The organism is Rufibacter soli, from assembly GCF_054781795.1.
Map to the genome: position 1 here is coordinate 2,101,763 of NZ_BAAGTS010000002.1, position 14,093 is coordinate 2,115,855.

Below are 14,093 nucleotides of genomic sequence, written 5' to 3' on the forward strand. Positions count from 1 at the left end.
TACGGTCTGATTTAAAGCTTAGTAACCTGGATTCTGTACCAATGTTGGGTTGTTAGAAATAGCTTCCGCCGGAATTGGGAACAGCTTGTATTTATCACTGCTGGCGGCTTTGAAGGTGCGGGCCGCGGTGAAAGTACCAAAACGGATCATGTCCTGACGACGGTGTCCTTCCCAAACCAATTCCCTTCCGCGTTCGTCGTAGATTTCTGTTAAGGTCAAGGTGCCGGTAAGGCTAGGCAAGCCGGCACGGTTCCGTACCTGGTTCACCAAGCTTCTGGCCGCAGCGGCGTCGCCGTTGTTTCTCAACAAAGCTTCTGCCTTGGTCAACAACACGTCTGCATACCGGTAAACCGGGAAGTCATTAGAAGCACTGTTGCTGCCATCAAAAGGAGGAACCGGGAAGAATTTTGCGTTTCTGGCCCCGTCCGTGATTCCTGCATTGTCTAGTGAGGCGATGTTGAGGTTATAGGTCACACCACCTGGTTGAGGACCTACCAACCATTGCTTTTTACGTTTGTCGGCGGCATCATACTTGTTAACAAAGTCTTGATGCACGGTAGCTCCATTCCATCCGCTGAATCCAAAAAGGGCGCTGGAGTGTGGGCCATGCAGAGAACGGATACCGATGATATTACGAGGTGCCGTCAAAGCATCTACATACACAGATAGGATCACTTCCTGGTCAGGCATTCTATCACCGAAAACCGCCTGGGTGCCGGCATTGTCATACAGGTTCTGTACCAGAGAGAAACCACCGTCATTGATTACTTTATCTGAGGCCGCGATGGCATCCGCCCAACGGGCGGTACCGGTGTACACCTGGGCATTCAGGTAAAGTTTGCCTAAAAGAGCGTATCCTGCCCATTTGTTGAATCTGCCGTAGAACTGGCCTCCTTTATTGGTAGGTAGTAAGTCTACGTTGTTTTTCAACTCAGTCTCAATGAATTTGAAAACCTCGGCACGAGGGGTTTGTGGGATCTTGTCAACTGTTAAGTTGTTTTCAGTGTAGAAAGGGATATTTCCCCATCCATCCATCAACATGTAATAGAAGTAAGCCCTTAAAACTTTGGCCTCCGCAATTCTGGCTGGGTCAGCGTTCGCTTTGGTTAATAGTTCTACTGCCAAGTTGGCCTTGAAAATGCTTCTGTATAACCAGTTCCAGGTGTTGCCAATGAACTCCTGAGAACCCGTCCAGGTGTGGGTATACATGGCGCGCCAGATACCGTTGTCATCCCAGGCGCCATCAGAGCGTCTTGGAATCATCATCTCATCGGTAGAGGATTCGTTCAGGTCATACCAGCCTCTGTCTGCGCCGGCAATTCCTTTTCCGTTCCAGTCGCCCCGCACCTCATTGTAGATGTTGGCTAAGGCAGCGTTCACCCCGGCATCCGTGGCGTAGAATTCATCAGCCACTTGCTGGCCGTATACTCCCTCTTCCAAATCAGTACAACCCACATAGGTCACTGACGCCAGAATCAAGAATGAATAAACTATCTTTTTCATATCAAGAAATTAAATCGTGGAAGAACTCCGTCCCTGCCTTGAAAGTACCGGCAGGGACATTTGGTTCAATTATTTAGAATGTTGCGTTAAGGCCTACCGCGAAGCTGCGCGTGCGTGGGTAAATACCGTAGTCAATACCAAAGCCAGCGCCACCGCCAGTGCTTAATTCTGGGTCAATACCAGAGTAGTCTGTGATCACAAACAGGTTGGTAGCAGTTAAAGAAAGACGCAGGTTTTTAATGGTACCCAGTTTGCTGGCATTGAAGTTATACCCAACAGAAAGGTTCTCCATCCGCACGAAATCACCGTCTTCCAACCAGTAATCAGTAGCATAAGTAAGGCTGTTGATATTATCCTTCAAAGCGCTACGCAATACGTTGCTCTGGCCAAAGCCTTGCAGCGCACTTAAAGTGGCTCTTCTGGCATTGAAAATCTTATGGCCGTGCGCTCCTCTGATCACCATGTTCAAATCAAAGTTCTTGTATCTGGCAGAAGGAGTGAATGCCCAGTTGAATTTAGGCAAAGCCTGACCGGCCACGTAGCGGTCTGGATTTTCTCTGTTACCATCTGAGATCATGCCATCACCGTTAAGGTCATCAATGATCTGGTTGCCGTTGGCATCTACCCCTGCATGTTTGAACAAATAGAAGGTTCCTAAGGTTTGGCCGATGATCAAGTGAGAAATAGCGTTGTTGGTAGAAGCTACCCCGGTGGTTCCACCAGAACCCCAAACCACGTAGTTGGTTTCCAATGGCAGGCCATTTAAAGAACCGCTCAGTTCTTTGATCTCAGTTTTGTTGGTACTTACGTTACCAGACAAGGTTACGCCCACGTCTTCTCTGTCTAACAAGATATAGCTTAAGCTGGCTTCAAGACCTTTGTTTACGATCTCACCAATGTTGGCTTTGATGGTACCAAAAGGATAAGGAGGCTGGGGCACGCTATAGTCAAACAAGAGATCGCTAGTCAAGCCGTAGTACCCGTCTAAGGCACCGGAAAGTTTGCCCTGGAACAAACCGAAGTCTACACCACCGTTGAACATTTTCTTCACTTCCCAACGCAAGTCTCTGTTTTCATTCTGTATGATAGAGAAGTTAGAAATCACTGAACCACCAAAGAACACAGTCCCGTCATTGTTTACCAGGCGAACAGAGTTCAATGGTCCTAGGCCTTGTTGGTTACCAGTCTCACCGTATCCTACTCTCAGTTTCAGGTCACTGAAAACATCTAAGCCTGACATAAAGGCTTCTTCTGAAACTCTCCAGGCACCAGACAAGGCGTAGAAGTTGGCCCATTTGTTATTGGCACCAAATACGGAAGAACCATCACGTCTGAAGCTGGCGCTTAGCAGGTACTTATCTTTAAAGGAGTAGTTTACCCTTCCTAAGAAAGAGGCCAGGGTTCTGTCTGTCTTGTAAGAAGTAATGTTGCCCTGCTGGAAAAGCGTAGGGTCTGAAGATTGCAAGGCATTCAGGTTTTGCTTGGAGTCTACCAAAAAGCCTCTGGACGAAGCTCTGTAGCCATCATACACTTGCTGTTGCCACTCATTTACCCCAATAATATCAAAACTATGGTCTCCAATCTCTTTCTTGTAGTTCAAGATAAAGTTGAAAAGTTTTTCATCTGACGAATTGGTTTCTCTAGCAGCAATACCATCAGGGAGGTTTTGGATAAAGGCTCTTCTTTCTTCGCCGGTTAAAGCGGCTGGCACCACGCCCAAGTTTCTGGCATTCTCTACCGTGGTTCTGGCAGAAATGTAGTTTTCATAGGCACGGTCTGTTTTACGCCAAGAGCCAAAAGCGGTAGCGGTTAACCCATTCAAGATGGTGTATTCCGCCCGAAGGCTTCCGAAGAGGTTGTTTGTTCTATCTCCATCTTCAATCTCATTGGTACGGGCTACCGGGTTCAGGTAGTTAAAACCGTTAGGGTCAATGAAGTAGTTTCCTGCGTCTTTGAACAAAGGCTCATTAACATAGATAGGGTCTGTTGGTCTGCGGTTAATGGCTTCCCCAATTCTGCCCCCATTGTTATAGTCATTGGTAAGCACTGAGGTGTTTAGGTTGAACGTTAACGCCAATTTGTCTTTGAACGCGTTCTGCGTTCCCTGGAAACGGGCAATGTAGTTCTCAGAGTTTGACTTCTTAATAATCCCTTGCTGTAAGATACCAGTTAAGGAAGTTCTGTAGTTGAAGTTCTCGGTTCCGCCAGAAACGGCCAGGTTATGGGTAGTAGTGTAGCCCTTGCGGGTAACTTCTTTCAACCAGTCTGTGTTACCGCCAAAATCATAGCTGTTGGCAATGCCTCTGGCTGCGGCAGCTTCTCTGTATTCAGTGGCATTCAGTAAGTCATATGACTTAGAGATAGTTTCTATAGAAGCCAGACCGCTGTACTCTACTGTGGTTAAACCGGCTTTACCTTTTTTGGTAGTCACCAATACAACCCCGGCTGCGCCTCTTGAACCATAAATAGCGGTGGCAGAAGCATCTTTCAGAATCTCAATGGAGTTGATCTCACTTGGCGGAATCTGCTTTAACAGGTTCAAATCACCTTGAATACCATCTACTACCACTAAAGGGTCATTTCCACCAATCAAAGAAGTTATCCCTCTAATCCGGATGTTGGGCGCCTGGCCCGGCTCGTTCCCTACCTGGTTAATGGTAACACCTGCCGCTCTACCGTTAATTTGCTGCAACGGGCTGGTGATAGGTCCGGCGTTAAAGTCTTCCTCCCCTAAAGAAGTAACGGAACCAGTAAGGTCTCTTTTATTCTGAGTACCATACCCAACCACTACCACCTCATCCAGAGCTCTGGCATCTTGCGCCAAAGTCACGTTAATAGTAGACTGTGCACCTACCGGAATTTCCTGGGTCACATACCCAATAAAGGTGAACTGCAAAACAGCAGCATTGCCGGTTACCGGAATAGAATAACGGCCACTAAGATCTGTAGAGGCGCCGGTGGAAGTGCCTTTCACCACTACGCTTACGCCCACCATTGGGCCAGCCGCATCAGAAACAGTACCGGTAACGGTTCTTTGCTGCGCAGAAGCCTGCCCCATGCTCAAAGCCAGGAAGGCCACGATCAGCACCAGAAGGGAAGAAATCTTCCCGCCTTGCCGAAGCGAAAGCCAACTGCCTGAGTTCAGTTGATTTTTTGGTAATAAGTTTGACATGTATAAAGGATTTTAGGTGGGTAATGTTTTTTTTGGCTGAAATAGATAAACTAATAATTAAACAAGATTCTCATAGTCAAGGTTTTACAACTTTCCCTTCCCTTTGGAAATCGATTTCCTTACCGATTTAGCAACTTTTATCAGCATTTCAAATAGGTAAGCCCTCAAAAAAAATATTTCTTTTAACGTTTTACCAAAATTAGGAACAAAAAACTTAAGATTTGTTGAGATTTTAGATTTTAGGGACCCTCATATTATCATATGTTTAATTAGCTTTGCAACAATAGGCTGCCTAAGGTCTTCTTCTGCCTTTAAGGGCTTTGCCCCTTTTTTTACGAAATCGATAACACGCCATGAGTAGAACTACCATTCATGATATAGCCAAAGAGCTTAATACAAGCCCATCTACTGTGTCTAAAGCCTTGAACGACCACCCTTCTATTAGTGCCGCCACTAAGAAGATGATCAAGGAAACGGCCATAAACCTAAATTATAGGCAAAACAGGCTAGCAAGCTCTTTACGGTCCGGCAGAACCAACATCATTGGTATCCTCATCCCCAGTTCAGATATCGGTTTCTTTGGGGCGGTGGTGCACGGTATTGAGAAGGTGGCCCGGGCCAACGGCTATAATATTCTCCTGTTTCAGTCTAATGAAACCGGCGAGTATGAGGTGGAAGGGGTAGAAACGCTTTTGCAGACCAGCGTAGACGGCATTATTGCCTCCATTGCCAAGGACACGCCTAACCTGGACCACTTCTATGACGTGAAAAAACGTAAGGTGCCCCTGGTTTTGTTTGACCGGATTAAAGATGAGTTGGGAGCCCCCTCTGTGGTGGTAGATGATTACAAAGGGGCTTTCATGGCAACCGAACACCTCATCCAACAAGGGTATTCCCGCATAGCGCATATATCAGGACCGCAGCACATCAAGATCTTCAATGACCGTTTGTGCGGGTACGTAGATGCCCTCAAGATGAACAACATGGAGGTAGACGAGGACCTGATCCAATACGGAAGAAACTCCATTGAATCTGGGCGGTTCAGTGCCGAGCGCCTTCTTTCCAGAAACAAGCAAATGGATGCTATTTTTGCGGTAGAGGATTTCACGGCCCTGGGTGCCTTGCAATACTTTAAACAGCAAGGTAAGAGAATGCCGGGTGAAATTGGCATGATCGGCTTCGGGAATGAGTCTTTCAGTCCCTATGTTACGCCTAGCCTATCCACTATTGACCAGCAACCGGCCCGCATGGGGGAAGAAGCCTTTACCCTTTTCTTGGAGGCCATGGCCAAAAAAGCCGCCGGCACAGAAGAAGCTGCCGTTATAACTGAACCCAAGAAGATTATTCTGGACCCCGTCCTGATTGTGAGAGAATCTTCGGTGATGACCGTTATGGCTTAAGGCCACAAGATTTCATTGACTAAGTGTGTAAACCTGTTTTGAGGCTGTTTTCTGAAAAACAGCCTCAAACAGGGTAAGCCATTCATTCTATTTTGGGCAGTAAATTAAAAATTGAGAAAAATAAAGAAAGGCCATTCTCTTCCCCCTTCCTCTACTAGAAGTTTCCCTTCAAACATTGATTGCAGAAAATAAGAACGCCTAGGAAACGCCTTAAAGGCCCTCGCAAATACTTCCTTACCTGCTAGGATTGGGTGTTATCCCCTCATTAATTTAGAAAAATATAGCTGCTTGGCTATAGGGAATGATGCTGCATCATTTTAGAAAGGTCATGACCTATAGAGTAGGTTCTTAAATTCTGTTTTAAGCCTATTTTTCAAAAAACAGGCTTAAAACAGGAAAGCGGGATTAGATGACATTTTTAGGCTTAGCCGGAAGGATGGAGAACCAACCTCATTTTTATATACTCCAATCCATCCCGGTTAAAATTCGCTCCTTCAGGGTGCATTCCCATTCTCTGATAGAACCCCTGCGCCGAGGACCTAGCATGGCACCAAACGGAGGATACGTTCTGGTTGGCCGCAGCAATGGCAAATACGTGTTTCAAAAGCGCCCGTCCGTAGCCCCGGCCTTGGAATTCTTGTAGGGTAGCGAATTTTCTGAATTGCGCCTGGCCGCCCTCTGTGAACAGTGAGACCACGGACACTACCCGGTGGTTTAGCAGGGCACCAAAGTGCAGCCCCTGCTCGTCATTGGGCAACTGCACAAAGGAAAGCGGGTGCGTGGGCCACATAACGGCCTGCCGTATAAGCCAGGTTTGATCGGCGGAAATGGTTTGGATGTCTATTTTACCGGGCATACTTGCGCTTCCGGAGCCAGAATTTCACAACTCCAAACAGGGCTAGTAACACCAATGGAATGCCAAGGTTTATAGCCTGCCATTTGGTTCTTTCTTCCCGCAGTTTCAGTTTGTCCAGCGGTCTAAGCTTTATTTCCTTTCCCCGCAATTCAATCAGGCCCTTTTCATTAAGCAGGTAGTCCACCACGTTTTTCAGGAGCTCTTTGTTGGCGAAACGCGTGCGGGTGAACCGGTCATAGCCTAGCTCCATAGGCCGCCCTGACCGTGGGTCTACTTCATTGGCAGCCAGATCACCGTCTGAGAAAACCACAAGTTGAGAAGCTTTGCTTTCCGGCAGAAAAGGAATAGAAGCCCCCTCCGGCACCGGCCGGTTTTTAAACACCGACTGGAACTTGCCTTCCAGCAAATAACCCACAGGAATGGCCCCTTGGTTAAACAACTTAGGGTCACGGTCTACGCGTGGGTCATTCAAGGAGATGGAAACCGGTGAATCGCGCTTCCGCGAGTATTGGGAGGTCCACATAAGCGGAGACTTTTTGATGCCTACGGCTTTCACGGTATCCAGGGAACTCACGAACTTGGTCTTCACGGCATCTAAGTTACGGGTAACCGGCAACTCACTGAAGCTGTTGATCAAAGGGTAATAGCGCCAAGGTACCAACTGGGTCTGCGGCTGATTGCCCATGTAACCGGTGACCATAGGAATGAAGCTGGAATTCAGGTCCTGTAGCAGGTCTGGGTTCACGCGAACCCCGTATTTGAATAGCATGTCCTGCAGGTTGAGGTCATACGGGAACGCAAGGGCCCCTTCCTCTCTGATGCTGTCCAGCGAAGCCCTTACGCCGTCCAGCATGAATAGCAGCTTGCCGCCCCTAATCAGGAACTGGTCCATTTTATATTTATCCTGCTCAGAGAAAGGCTGAGTAGGTTTCATGAGCACCACCAGATTGAAGTTGTTCAGGTTGGGTACTTGGCTCAGGTTCACGCGGTTCACGGTGTAGTATTCAGACAAGGTACCCAGAAAATCTGCTGCCTGCGGTAACCAGATCTCTCCGTGACCCTGAAGAATGCCTATGCGCCCGGCACTGGTGGACGCTACTTTTTGAATACCCGTGGCCAACTCATATTCCAACCCTTCAATAGATTGGTTTAGGCGTTCCTCGGGCGGAGCCGTTTGGCTACCTTTTAATAAGGTAGCGGCAGTTTCTTTGCTACCCGCGGAAATAAGGGCACCCGGAAAGACGATCTTCTCTACTTTCTTGTCACCTTCCTGCGCAAACAAATTGGTAGGCTGCAGGCCTTTTTGGGCCAGTTGCGTGTAGAACTGATTGCGGGCCTCTTCATTTGTATTGGCGTTGGGGTCTATAAACTGGTACTGCACCCGCCCATCTGAATACAGCCTAAATTCTTCCAGCATCTCGCGGGTGCTGTTCTGAAGACGCCGGAACCCCGCCGGGAATTCCCCTTCCAGGTACACGGTAATGTTCACCGGCTCCTTGAGGTTAGCCAGCAGTGTTTTGGTCTGGTCTGAGATGGAATACCGTTTGTCCTCGGTGAGGTCTAGCCGGAAGAAGTAGCGGTTAGCCACAAAATTAAGGATCAGCAGCAGCCCTACGGCTACCAGAAAAAAGGTCCAGTCTTGCCGGCGGCGGCTTTCCACCACGGGTTTCTGCGCATTGGGTTGGGTCTGCTCTACCATTTTCTGCTCTCCAATACAAGTTTAGTGGCCAACAGCATAATAGTAATCACGCTCAGGAAATACAGTACATCACGGGAATCTATCAACCCCTTACTGATGGCGTTATAGTGGTAAGATATACCCAGCTGCGCAATATAATAAGAGAAGGTGCCCCACGCATCTATAGAGGCCAGCAGGTCAAAACCGGTATACACCAGGTAACACAGAAACACGGCCAGGATAAAGGCTACAATCTGGTTCTCGGTGAGGGAGGAGGCAAAAACACCCATGGCTACAAATACCGCCGCCAGAAACACCAGCCCCAGGTAAGAACCCGCCACGGCCGCAGAGTCAATGTTGCCAACCGGGTCACCCAGTTGGTACACGCTTAGGTAGTACAGCAACGAAGGCAACAGCGCAAACAGAACCAGCAATAGACAGGCAAAGTACTTGCCCAGTAACAGCTGCGTGTCTGACAAAGGCTTGGTGAGCAGCAGTTCCATGGTACCGCCTTTGCGCTCCTCGGCAAAGGTGCGCATGGTAATGGCTGGGATCAGAAAGAGGAATAGCCAGGGTGCTAGCAGAAACACGCTTTGCAGATCGGCGTAGCCGTAGTCCAGCACGCTGCTATCTGGGAAAACCCACATGAACAGCCCTGTAGCCACCAGAAACACCCCAATGACAATATAGCCGATAAGGGAGTTAAGGTAGGAATTGAATTCTTTGGAAAGGATGGCGAACATATTTTTTAGATACCAGATATTTGACGCTAGTATCAAGTTTGGGTATGCTTTGGATATAAGTTCTCTATTTCCTGTTTTAGGTCCGTTTTCTAAAAAACAGGCCCAAAACAGCTTTTATAAAAATGGATTTTGATTAAGCCTTGGTCAGTTCCTGGAACAGTTTCTCCAGGGAGTTTTCTTCCTGCTGAAGTCCTACCAAAGGCCACCCCTGTTCCCCAGCCATCCGGAAGATAGCAGATCGTAAGTCTGCCTGAGAACCTGCTACTATGCGGTATTTCAATGGGCCGGCGGGCTCTACGCGCTCTACCCCGGGCAAGGAAAGCAGGGCGGATTCCGGATGCACTTCTGATTCAAACTCAGCCAGGATCCTGGTTTCCTGGCGACCCATATTTTTGAGTTCAGCCACCGGGCTGTCTGCTACCAGTTTGCCTTGGTTAATGATGAGCACGCGGTCACAAAGAGCGCTTACTTCCTGCATAATGTGAGTGGAAAACAGCACCGTTTTGGATTGCCCGACTTCTTTGATCAGTTGTCTGATCTCTACAATTTGATTAGGGTCCAGGCCCGTGGTGGGTTCATCTAAAATGAGTACCTGCGGGTCATGGATGAGGGCCTGTGCTAAACCTACCCGCTGCCGATAGCCTTTAGACAAAGCGCCAATCTTTTTATGGCTTTCGCGGGTGAGGCCACATAAGTTGACCATTTCATCGGTGCGGTTTTTTACCTGATTGTTGCCCAAGCCGTGAAGTTTCCCAACAAAATGGAGGTACTCGCGCACATACATGTCCAGGTAAAGCGGGTTGTGCTCGGGCAGGTAGCCTACCTGGCGCCGTACTTCTTTGGGCTGTTCCAACACGTCAAACCCGTTCACCAGCACCGTTCCGCTGGAAGGCGGCAGGTAGCAGGTGGCAATTTTCATGGTAGTGGATTTTCCGGCCCCGTTGGGTCCCAGAAAACCTACAATCTCCCCGGTACCCACCGTAAACGACACATGGTCAACGGCGGCCTGGGTGCCATACAGTTTGGTAAGGTCTTTTATTTCAATTCCCATGTAGGCAGCTTAGGCTTTCTTTGGCTCAGGCCTTCCTTTAGGCATAAGCGGGCGCACCTCAATGTCTACGTGGTGGTAGTTGGGCGGCGACTGCAGCACATGCAGAATGGTGGAGGCGATATCCTCGGGTTGCATCATGTTTTCAGGGGCGGTGCCGGTGCCTTCAAAACCATCAAAAAACGAGGTGGCGGTAGAGCCCGGGTAAATACAGGTGACCTTTACGCCAAAGGGACGCACCTCTTTGAACAAGGCTTGAGAAATGCCGCGTACCGCGAACTTGGTGGCGCAGTAGCCACTCATGTTCTCAATACCGGTAAGGCCGGCAATGGAAGAGATGTTGATGATATGGCCTTCCAACTGCTTCTTCATTTGAGGCAAAACCAAGCGCGTGCAATAGAAAATGCCGTTCACGTTGGTGTCCATCATAGTATGCCAGTCTTTGGGGCTCATAGTGTCCATAGCGCCCTGAATACCTAACCCTGCATTATTAATGAGAACAGATATATTCTGCCGAAGCCGCTCTACGGTCTGTTCAAAGGCTGTCCAGACAGATTGCTCGTGGCGCACATCGCACTCAAAGAAATAGAAATCTGGGTGTGAAATTTTAGGGCGGGAACGGCTCCAGCTTACCACGGTGGCGCCTTGCTCTAACAGTAACTTGGCGGCAGCCAGGCCTATTCCGCTGCTGGCCCCGGTAATTACTACTACTTTTCCTTCTAATTCCATATACGGCTTAGGCTAGTAAATTCAAATCCTTTCAAAATTAGTCAAAAGCGGTTATAGTATATAGTTGTTCGTGCTTAGTTGTCCATTTTAAGTGCTAGGAGCAGGCTTACAGAGGAAGGTTAAGATCTAAATGAATAGGCCATACCTTTTTAAACCCTTTTCCGTTTTGGGCCTGTTTTCTAGAAAATGGCTTCAAAACGCCTTTTGACCCTCTACAAGATTATCCCTATTTTCCCTGACAACTAAAAACGAACACCTAAATATCTCCTAACTGCGGCCGTAGCAACAACTCCTCTATCACGGTGTTTCTAGACAGAGTGTGGGCGGTAAAAATGGCCTGGGCTACGTCTTCGGGTTTCATGAACCGGTCTTTGGGTAGGTCCACCCCTTCCCAACTGGCGGTGAAGGTAGCGCCTGGCAATACAGCGGTCACGCGTATGTTATGCTCCTTCAGTTCTTCGCGCAGTACGCGGGTCATGCCGTAGAGGGCATGTTTGGCAATGCAGTAAGACCCGCCGTTGGTGTAGGCTGTCACGCTGGCCGTAGAGCAGATGGTAAAAATATGGCCATCGCGGCGCTTGATCATGTCGCCTACCAGCCCCTTGGTGAGGTCATAGGCACTGTAGAGGTTGGTGTTGATCATCTCGCGTAGCACGGTATCACTCTCCTCATGGATCATGCCCGGTATAAAAAAGCCAGCATTGTTAACCAACACGTCTATCTTTACTTTCAGGGTTTTGATATACTCCAGAAAACGCTTAACCTCCCCTTCCTGCCCAACGTCAACGGCCTGGTAGTATACTTTTGAGAAAGTGAAATCACGTTCAATCTCCAGTTTCAGTTTCTTGAGGTCCTGTTCATGGCGGGCGCAGGTGATAATATGGAACCCTTCGGCCGCGAACCGGTCTACAATGGCCCGCCCAATGCCTTTGGTGCCGCCCGTCACCACTATATATTTTTGCATGAGATGGATGTTTTTTCTTTTTTCAACGTAATATAGGTATTTGAAACATAGAATGGCTTAGTGGCCTGCTTTTGCGGCTTTGCCGCAAACCCATTTTCTTACCCGCTGCATGAAAACCTTCGGTGCCTTTTTACTCTTCCTTTCCACCTTGGTAAAACGGGGAGAGTCTTTTAAAATTCTCTTTAACAGAGTAATAGATGAAGCCATTCTGATTGGGATTGACTCCATTTTTATTGTGGGGGTGGTGTCTTCTTTCATTGGGGCGGTAACCTGCGTGCAGATTTCCTACAACCTCACCAATGCCCTTATTCCCAATTCCACCATCGGGTTTATGGTGCGGGAAATGACCATTCTGGAACTGGCCCCTACCATTACCTCCATTGTACTGGCCGGCAAGGTAGGCTCCAACATGGCCAGCGGCTTGGGCACCATGCGCATTACGGAGCAGATCGACGCCCTTGAAGTGATGGGGATCAACTCTGCCTCTTACCTGGTGTTGCCTAAAATCATTGCCTCCTTGCTAGTCTTTCCTATGCTGGTGATTATTTCCATGTTTCTGTCTATTTTGGGCGGCTACCTGGCCGGCACGCTTTCTGGGGCCTTGTCCGGACAGGAATATATAGTTGGTTTACGCACCTCCTTTATCCCGTATAACATCACCTTTGCCCTGATCAAATCATTTGTGTTTGCCTTCCTGATTTCTACTATCTCCTCTTACCAAGGGTATTTTACCTCTGGCGGGGCGCTGGAAGTAGGCCGGGCCAGTACCAATGCAGTAACCAGCAGCGTCATAGCCGTGCTCATCGCTGACTACGTATGCGCGCAGGTACTGCTGTAAGCTGTTTCCAGGCACAGGGCAACCCTATTCAGACTTTATCCCCATGATTGAGATACATAACATTCAAAAGAGCTTTAACGGCAAAAAAGTGCTGAAAGGCATAAGTGGCGTCTTTGAGTCTGGAAAAATGAACATGCTGCTGGGGGCCAGCGGAACCGGAAAAAGCGTACTTCTGAAGTGCATTGTGGGCCTGGTAAAACCCGACGTAGGCAGCATCACCTATGATGGCCGCATTTTTGCCAATAACAAACTGGACATAAAGCAGGAGATACGCCGGAAAATAGGCATGCTTTTCCAGGGGAGCGCTCTATTTGACTCCATGAACGTGAACGAGAACGTGGAATTCCCCCTGATTATGCTCACGGACATGGGCCGGGCCGAACGCAAAGAGCGGGTGGAGTTTTGCCTCAAACGCGTGGGCCTGGAGAAGTCTGGCAACCTGATGCCCTCTGAACTCAGCGGCGGAATGAAAAAGCGCGTGGGCATTGCCAGGGCCATTGCCCCGCACTGTACCTACCTCTTCTGCGATGAGCCCAACTCCGGACTTGACCCCTTAACAGCCATCAAGATTGACGAACTCATCAAGGAGATAACCGAGGAGTACAACATCACCACCATTGTGGTAACCCATGACATGAACTCTGTGCTAGAATACGGCGACAACGTGATGTTCATGTACGAAGGCAAGAAACTATGGGAAGGCCATAGCAGCACTATCATGGATACCCATGTGAAAGAACTGAATGACTTTATCTTCTCTAACCGCCTTATGCGGGACGCCAAAAAGATTGAGCAGATTGAGGAAGAAGAGCAAAATAAAATAGACGAGGAAGAGCAAAACAGGGAATAACTCAAAAATTATTCTAGAAACGATGCTCCCTGTTTTTTGGCAATACTACTTCAGCTAGCCTATCAATGCATTTAGGAACCTGAACGATTGTATGTTCTTTCTTCTCTTCTCTTCTCTTCTCTTCGTTCTCTTGTTCGTCCAGGAATTGTACGACTGCGCTTCTTTGAAGCCTTTCTCCCCTCTCTGTCATCCTGAAAGGACCTTGTGGGCGAACTAGAAAAGCCTTTACCCATAGAGAAGGAAAAGCATTGAAAGGATAACAAGACAATTCTTCGCATCTATTTGAACCGCCACTCCCTTAACCACAAAACA

At 48.3% G+C, this 14,093-nt stretch carries 11 protein-coding genes; 3 read left to right on the forward strand and 8 right to left on the reverse strand.

What is annotated here, in order from left to right; translation table 11 throughout:
* Window positions 1–18: 18 nt before the first annotated feature.
* Together ACYVJQ_RS10660 and ACYVJQ_RS10665 are read right to left on the reverse strand one after the other, a co-directional pair.
* Window positions 19–1,503, reverse strand: coding sequence for a RagB/SusD family nutrient uptake outer membrane protein (locus ACYVJQ_RS10660; protein ID WP_460893059.1), 1,485 nt, complete (start codon window positions 1,501–1,503; stop codon window positions 19–21).
* A gap of 73 nt (window positions 1,504–1,576) precedes the next feature.
* Window positions 1,577–4,675, reverse strand: coding sequence for a SusC/RagA family TonB-linked outer membrane protein (locus ACYVJQ_RS10665; protein ID WP_460893060.1), 3,099 nt, complete (start codon window positions 4,673–4,675; stop codon window positions 1,577–1,579).
* Window positions 4,676–5,028: 353 nt separating this feature from the next.
* Here ACYVJQ_RS10665 and ACYVJQ_RS10670 point away from each other — a divergent pair, with 353 nt between their 5' ends.
* Entirely contained in the window at window positions 5,029–6,075 is a 1,047-nt protein-coding gene (locus ACYVJQ_RS10670; protein ID WP_460893061.1) for a LacI family DNA-binding transcriptional regulator, read from the forward strand.
* A 424-nt stretch (window positions 6,076–6,499) separates the two neighbouring features.
* Here the strand turns inward: ACYVJQ_RS10670 and ACYVJQ_RS10675 are convergent, their stop codons facing one another.
* From ACYVJQ_RS10675 to ACYVJQ_RS10700, 6 genes are all read right to left on the reverse strand, one after another.
* On the reverse strand, window positions 6,500–6,931 hold the full coding sequence (locus ACYVJQ_RS10675) for a GNAT family N-acetyltransferase (RefSeq protein ID WP_460893062.1): 432 nt from the start codon (window positions 6,929–6,931) through the stop codon (window positions 6,500–6,502).
* On the reverse strand, window positions 6,921–8,630 hold the full coding sequence (gene gldG / locus ACYVJQ_RS10680; RefSeq protein WP_460893063.1) for a gliding motility-associated ABC transporter substrate-binding protein GldG: 1,710 nt from the start codon (window positions 8,628–8,630) through the stop codon (window positions 6,921–6,923). Before gldG ends, ACYVJQ_RS10675 begins: the two co-directional genes overlap by 11 nt.
* Complete coding sequence (gldF, locus tag ACYVJQ_RS10685; protein ID WP_460893064.1) at window positions 8,624–9,352, reverse strand: gliding motility-associated ABC transporter permease subunit GldF; 729 nt, start codon at window positions 9,350–9,352, stop codon at window positions 8,624–8,626. The genes gldG and gldF overlap by 7 nt, the downstream gene beginning before the upstream one ends.
* A gap of 133 nt (window positions 9,353–9,485) precedes the next feature.
* A complete protein-coding gene (gene gldA / locus ACYVJQ_RS10690; RefSeq protein WP_460893065.1) occupies window positions 9,486–10,403 on the reverse strand; it encodes a gliding motility-associated ABC transporter ATP-binding subunit GldA in 918 nt (305 codons plus the stop codon).
* Between the two features lie 9 nt (window positions 10,404–10,412).
* Window positions 10,413–11,129 (reverse strand): SDR family oxidoreductase, encoded by a 717-nt coding sequence (locus tag ACYVJQ_RS10695; RefSeq protein ID WP_460893066.1) that lies wholly within the window; start codon window positions 11,127–11,129, stop codon window positions 10,413–10,415.
* Window positions 11,130–11,385: 256 nt separating this feature from the next.
* Complete coding sequence (locus ACYVJQ_RS10700) at window positions 11,386–12,093, reverse strand: SDR family oxidoreductase (protein WP_460893067.1); 708 nt, start codon at window positions 12,091–12,093, stop codon at window positions 11,386–11,388.
* Between the two features lie 109 nt (window positions 12,094–12,202).
* On the opposite strand from ACYVJQ_RS10700, the gene ACYVJQ_RS10705 reads away from it, so the two are divergent.
* Window positions 12,203–12,931, forward strand: a complete 729-nt coding sequence (locus ACYVJQ_RS10705) for an MlaE family ABC transporter permease (protein WP_460893068.1) — start codon at window positions 12,203–12,205, stop codon at window positions 12,929–12,931.
* Window positions 12,932–12,974: 43 nt separating this feature from the next.
* Window positions 12,975–13,781, forward strand: a complete 807-nt coding sequence (locus ACYVJQ_RS10710; protein WP_460893069.1) for an ABC transporter ATP-binding protein — start codon at window positions 12,975–12,977, stop codon at window positions 13,779–13,781.
* Window positions 13,782–14,093 lie beyond the last annotated feature (312 nt).

What these genes read in the sequence shown, in the direction of transcription:
- gldF (WP_460893064.1), bottom strand. Translation starts at nt 9,352, where the DNA reads ATGTTCGCCATCCTTTCCAAAGAATTCAATTCCTACCTTAACTCCCTT.
- ACYVJQ_RS10695 (WP_460893066.1), bottom strand. Translation starts at nt 11,129, where the DNA reads ATGGAATTAGAAGGAAAAGTAGTAGTAATTACCGGGGCCAGCAGCGGA.
- ACYVJQ_RS10705 (WP_460893068.1), top strand. Translation starts at nt 12,203, where the DNA reads ATGAAAACCTTCGGTGCCTTTTTACTCTTCCTTTCCACCTTGGTAAAA.
- gldA (WP_460893065.1), bottom strand. Translation starts at nt 10,403, where the DNA reads ATGGGAATTGAAATAAAAGACCTTACCAAACTGTATGGCACCCAGGCC.
- ACYVJQ_RS10665 (WP_460893060.1), bottom strand. Translation starts at nt 4,675, where the DNA reads ATGTCAAACTTATTACCAAAAAATCAACTGAACTCAGGCAGTTGGCTT.
- gldG (WP_460893063.1), bottom strand. Translation starts at nt 8,630, where the DNA reads ATGGTAGAGCAGACCCAACCCAATGCGCAGAAACCCGTGGTGGAAAGC.
- ACYVJQ_RS10670 (WP_460893061.1), top strand. Translation starts at nt 5,029, where the DNA reads ATGAGTAGAACTACCATTCATGATATAGCCAAAGAGCTTAATACAAGC.
- ACYVJQ_RS10700 (WP_460893067.1), bottom strand. Translation starts at nt 12,093, where the DNA reads ATGCAAAAATATATAGTGGTGACGGGCGGCACCAAAGGCATTGGGCGG.
- ACYVJQ_RS10675 (WP_460893062.1), bottom strand. Translation starts at nt 6,931, where the DNA reads ATGCCCGGTAAAATAGACATCCAAACCATTTCCGCCGATCAAACCTGG.
- ACYVJQ_RS10710 (WP_460893069.1), top strand. Translation starts at nt 12,975, where the DNA reads ATGATTGAGATACATAACATTCAAAAGAGCTTTAACGGCAAAAAAGTG.
- ACYVJQ_RS10660 (WP_460893059.1), bottom strand. Translation starts at nt 1,503, where the DNA reads ATGAAAAAGATAGTTTATTCATTCTTGATTCTGGCGTCAGTGACCTAT.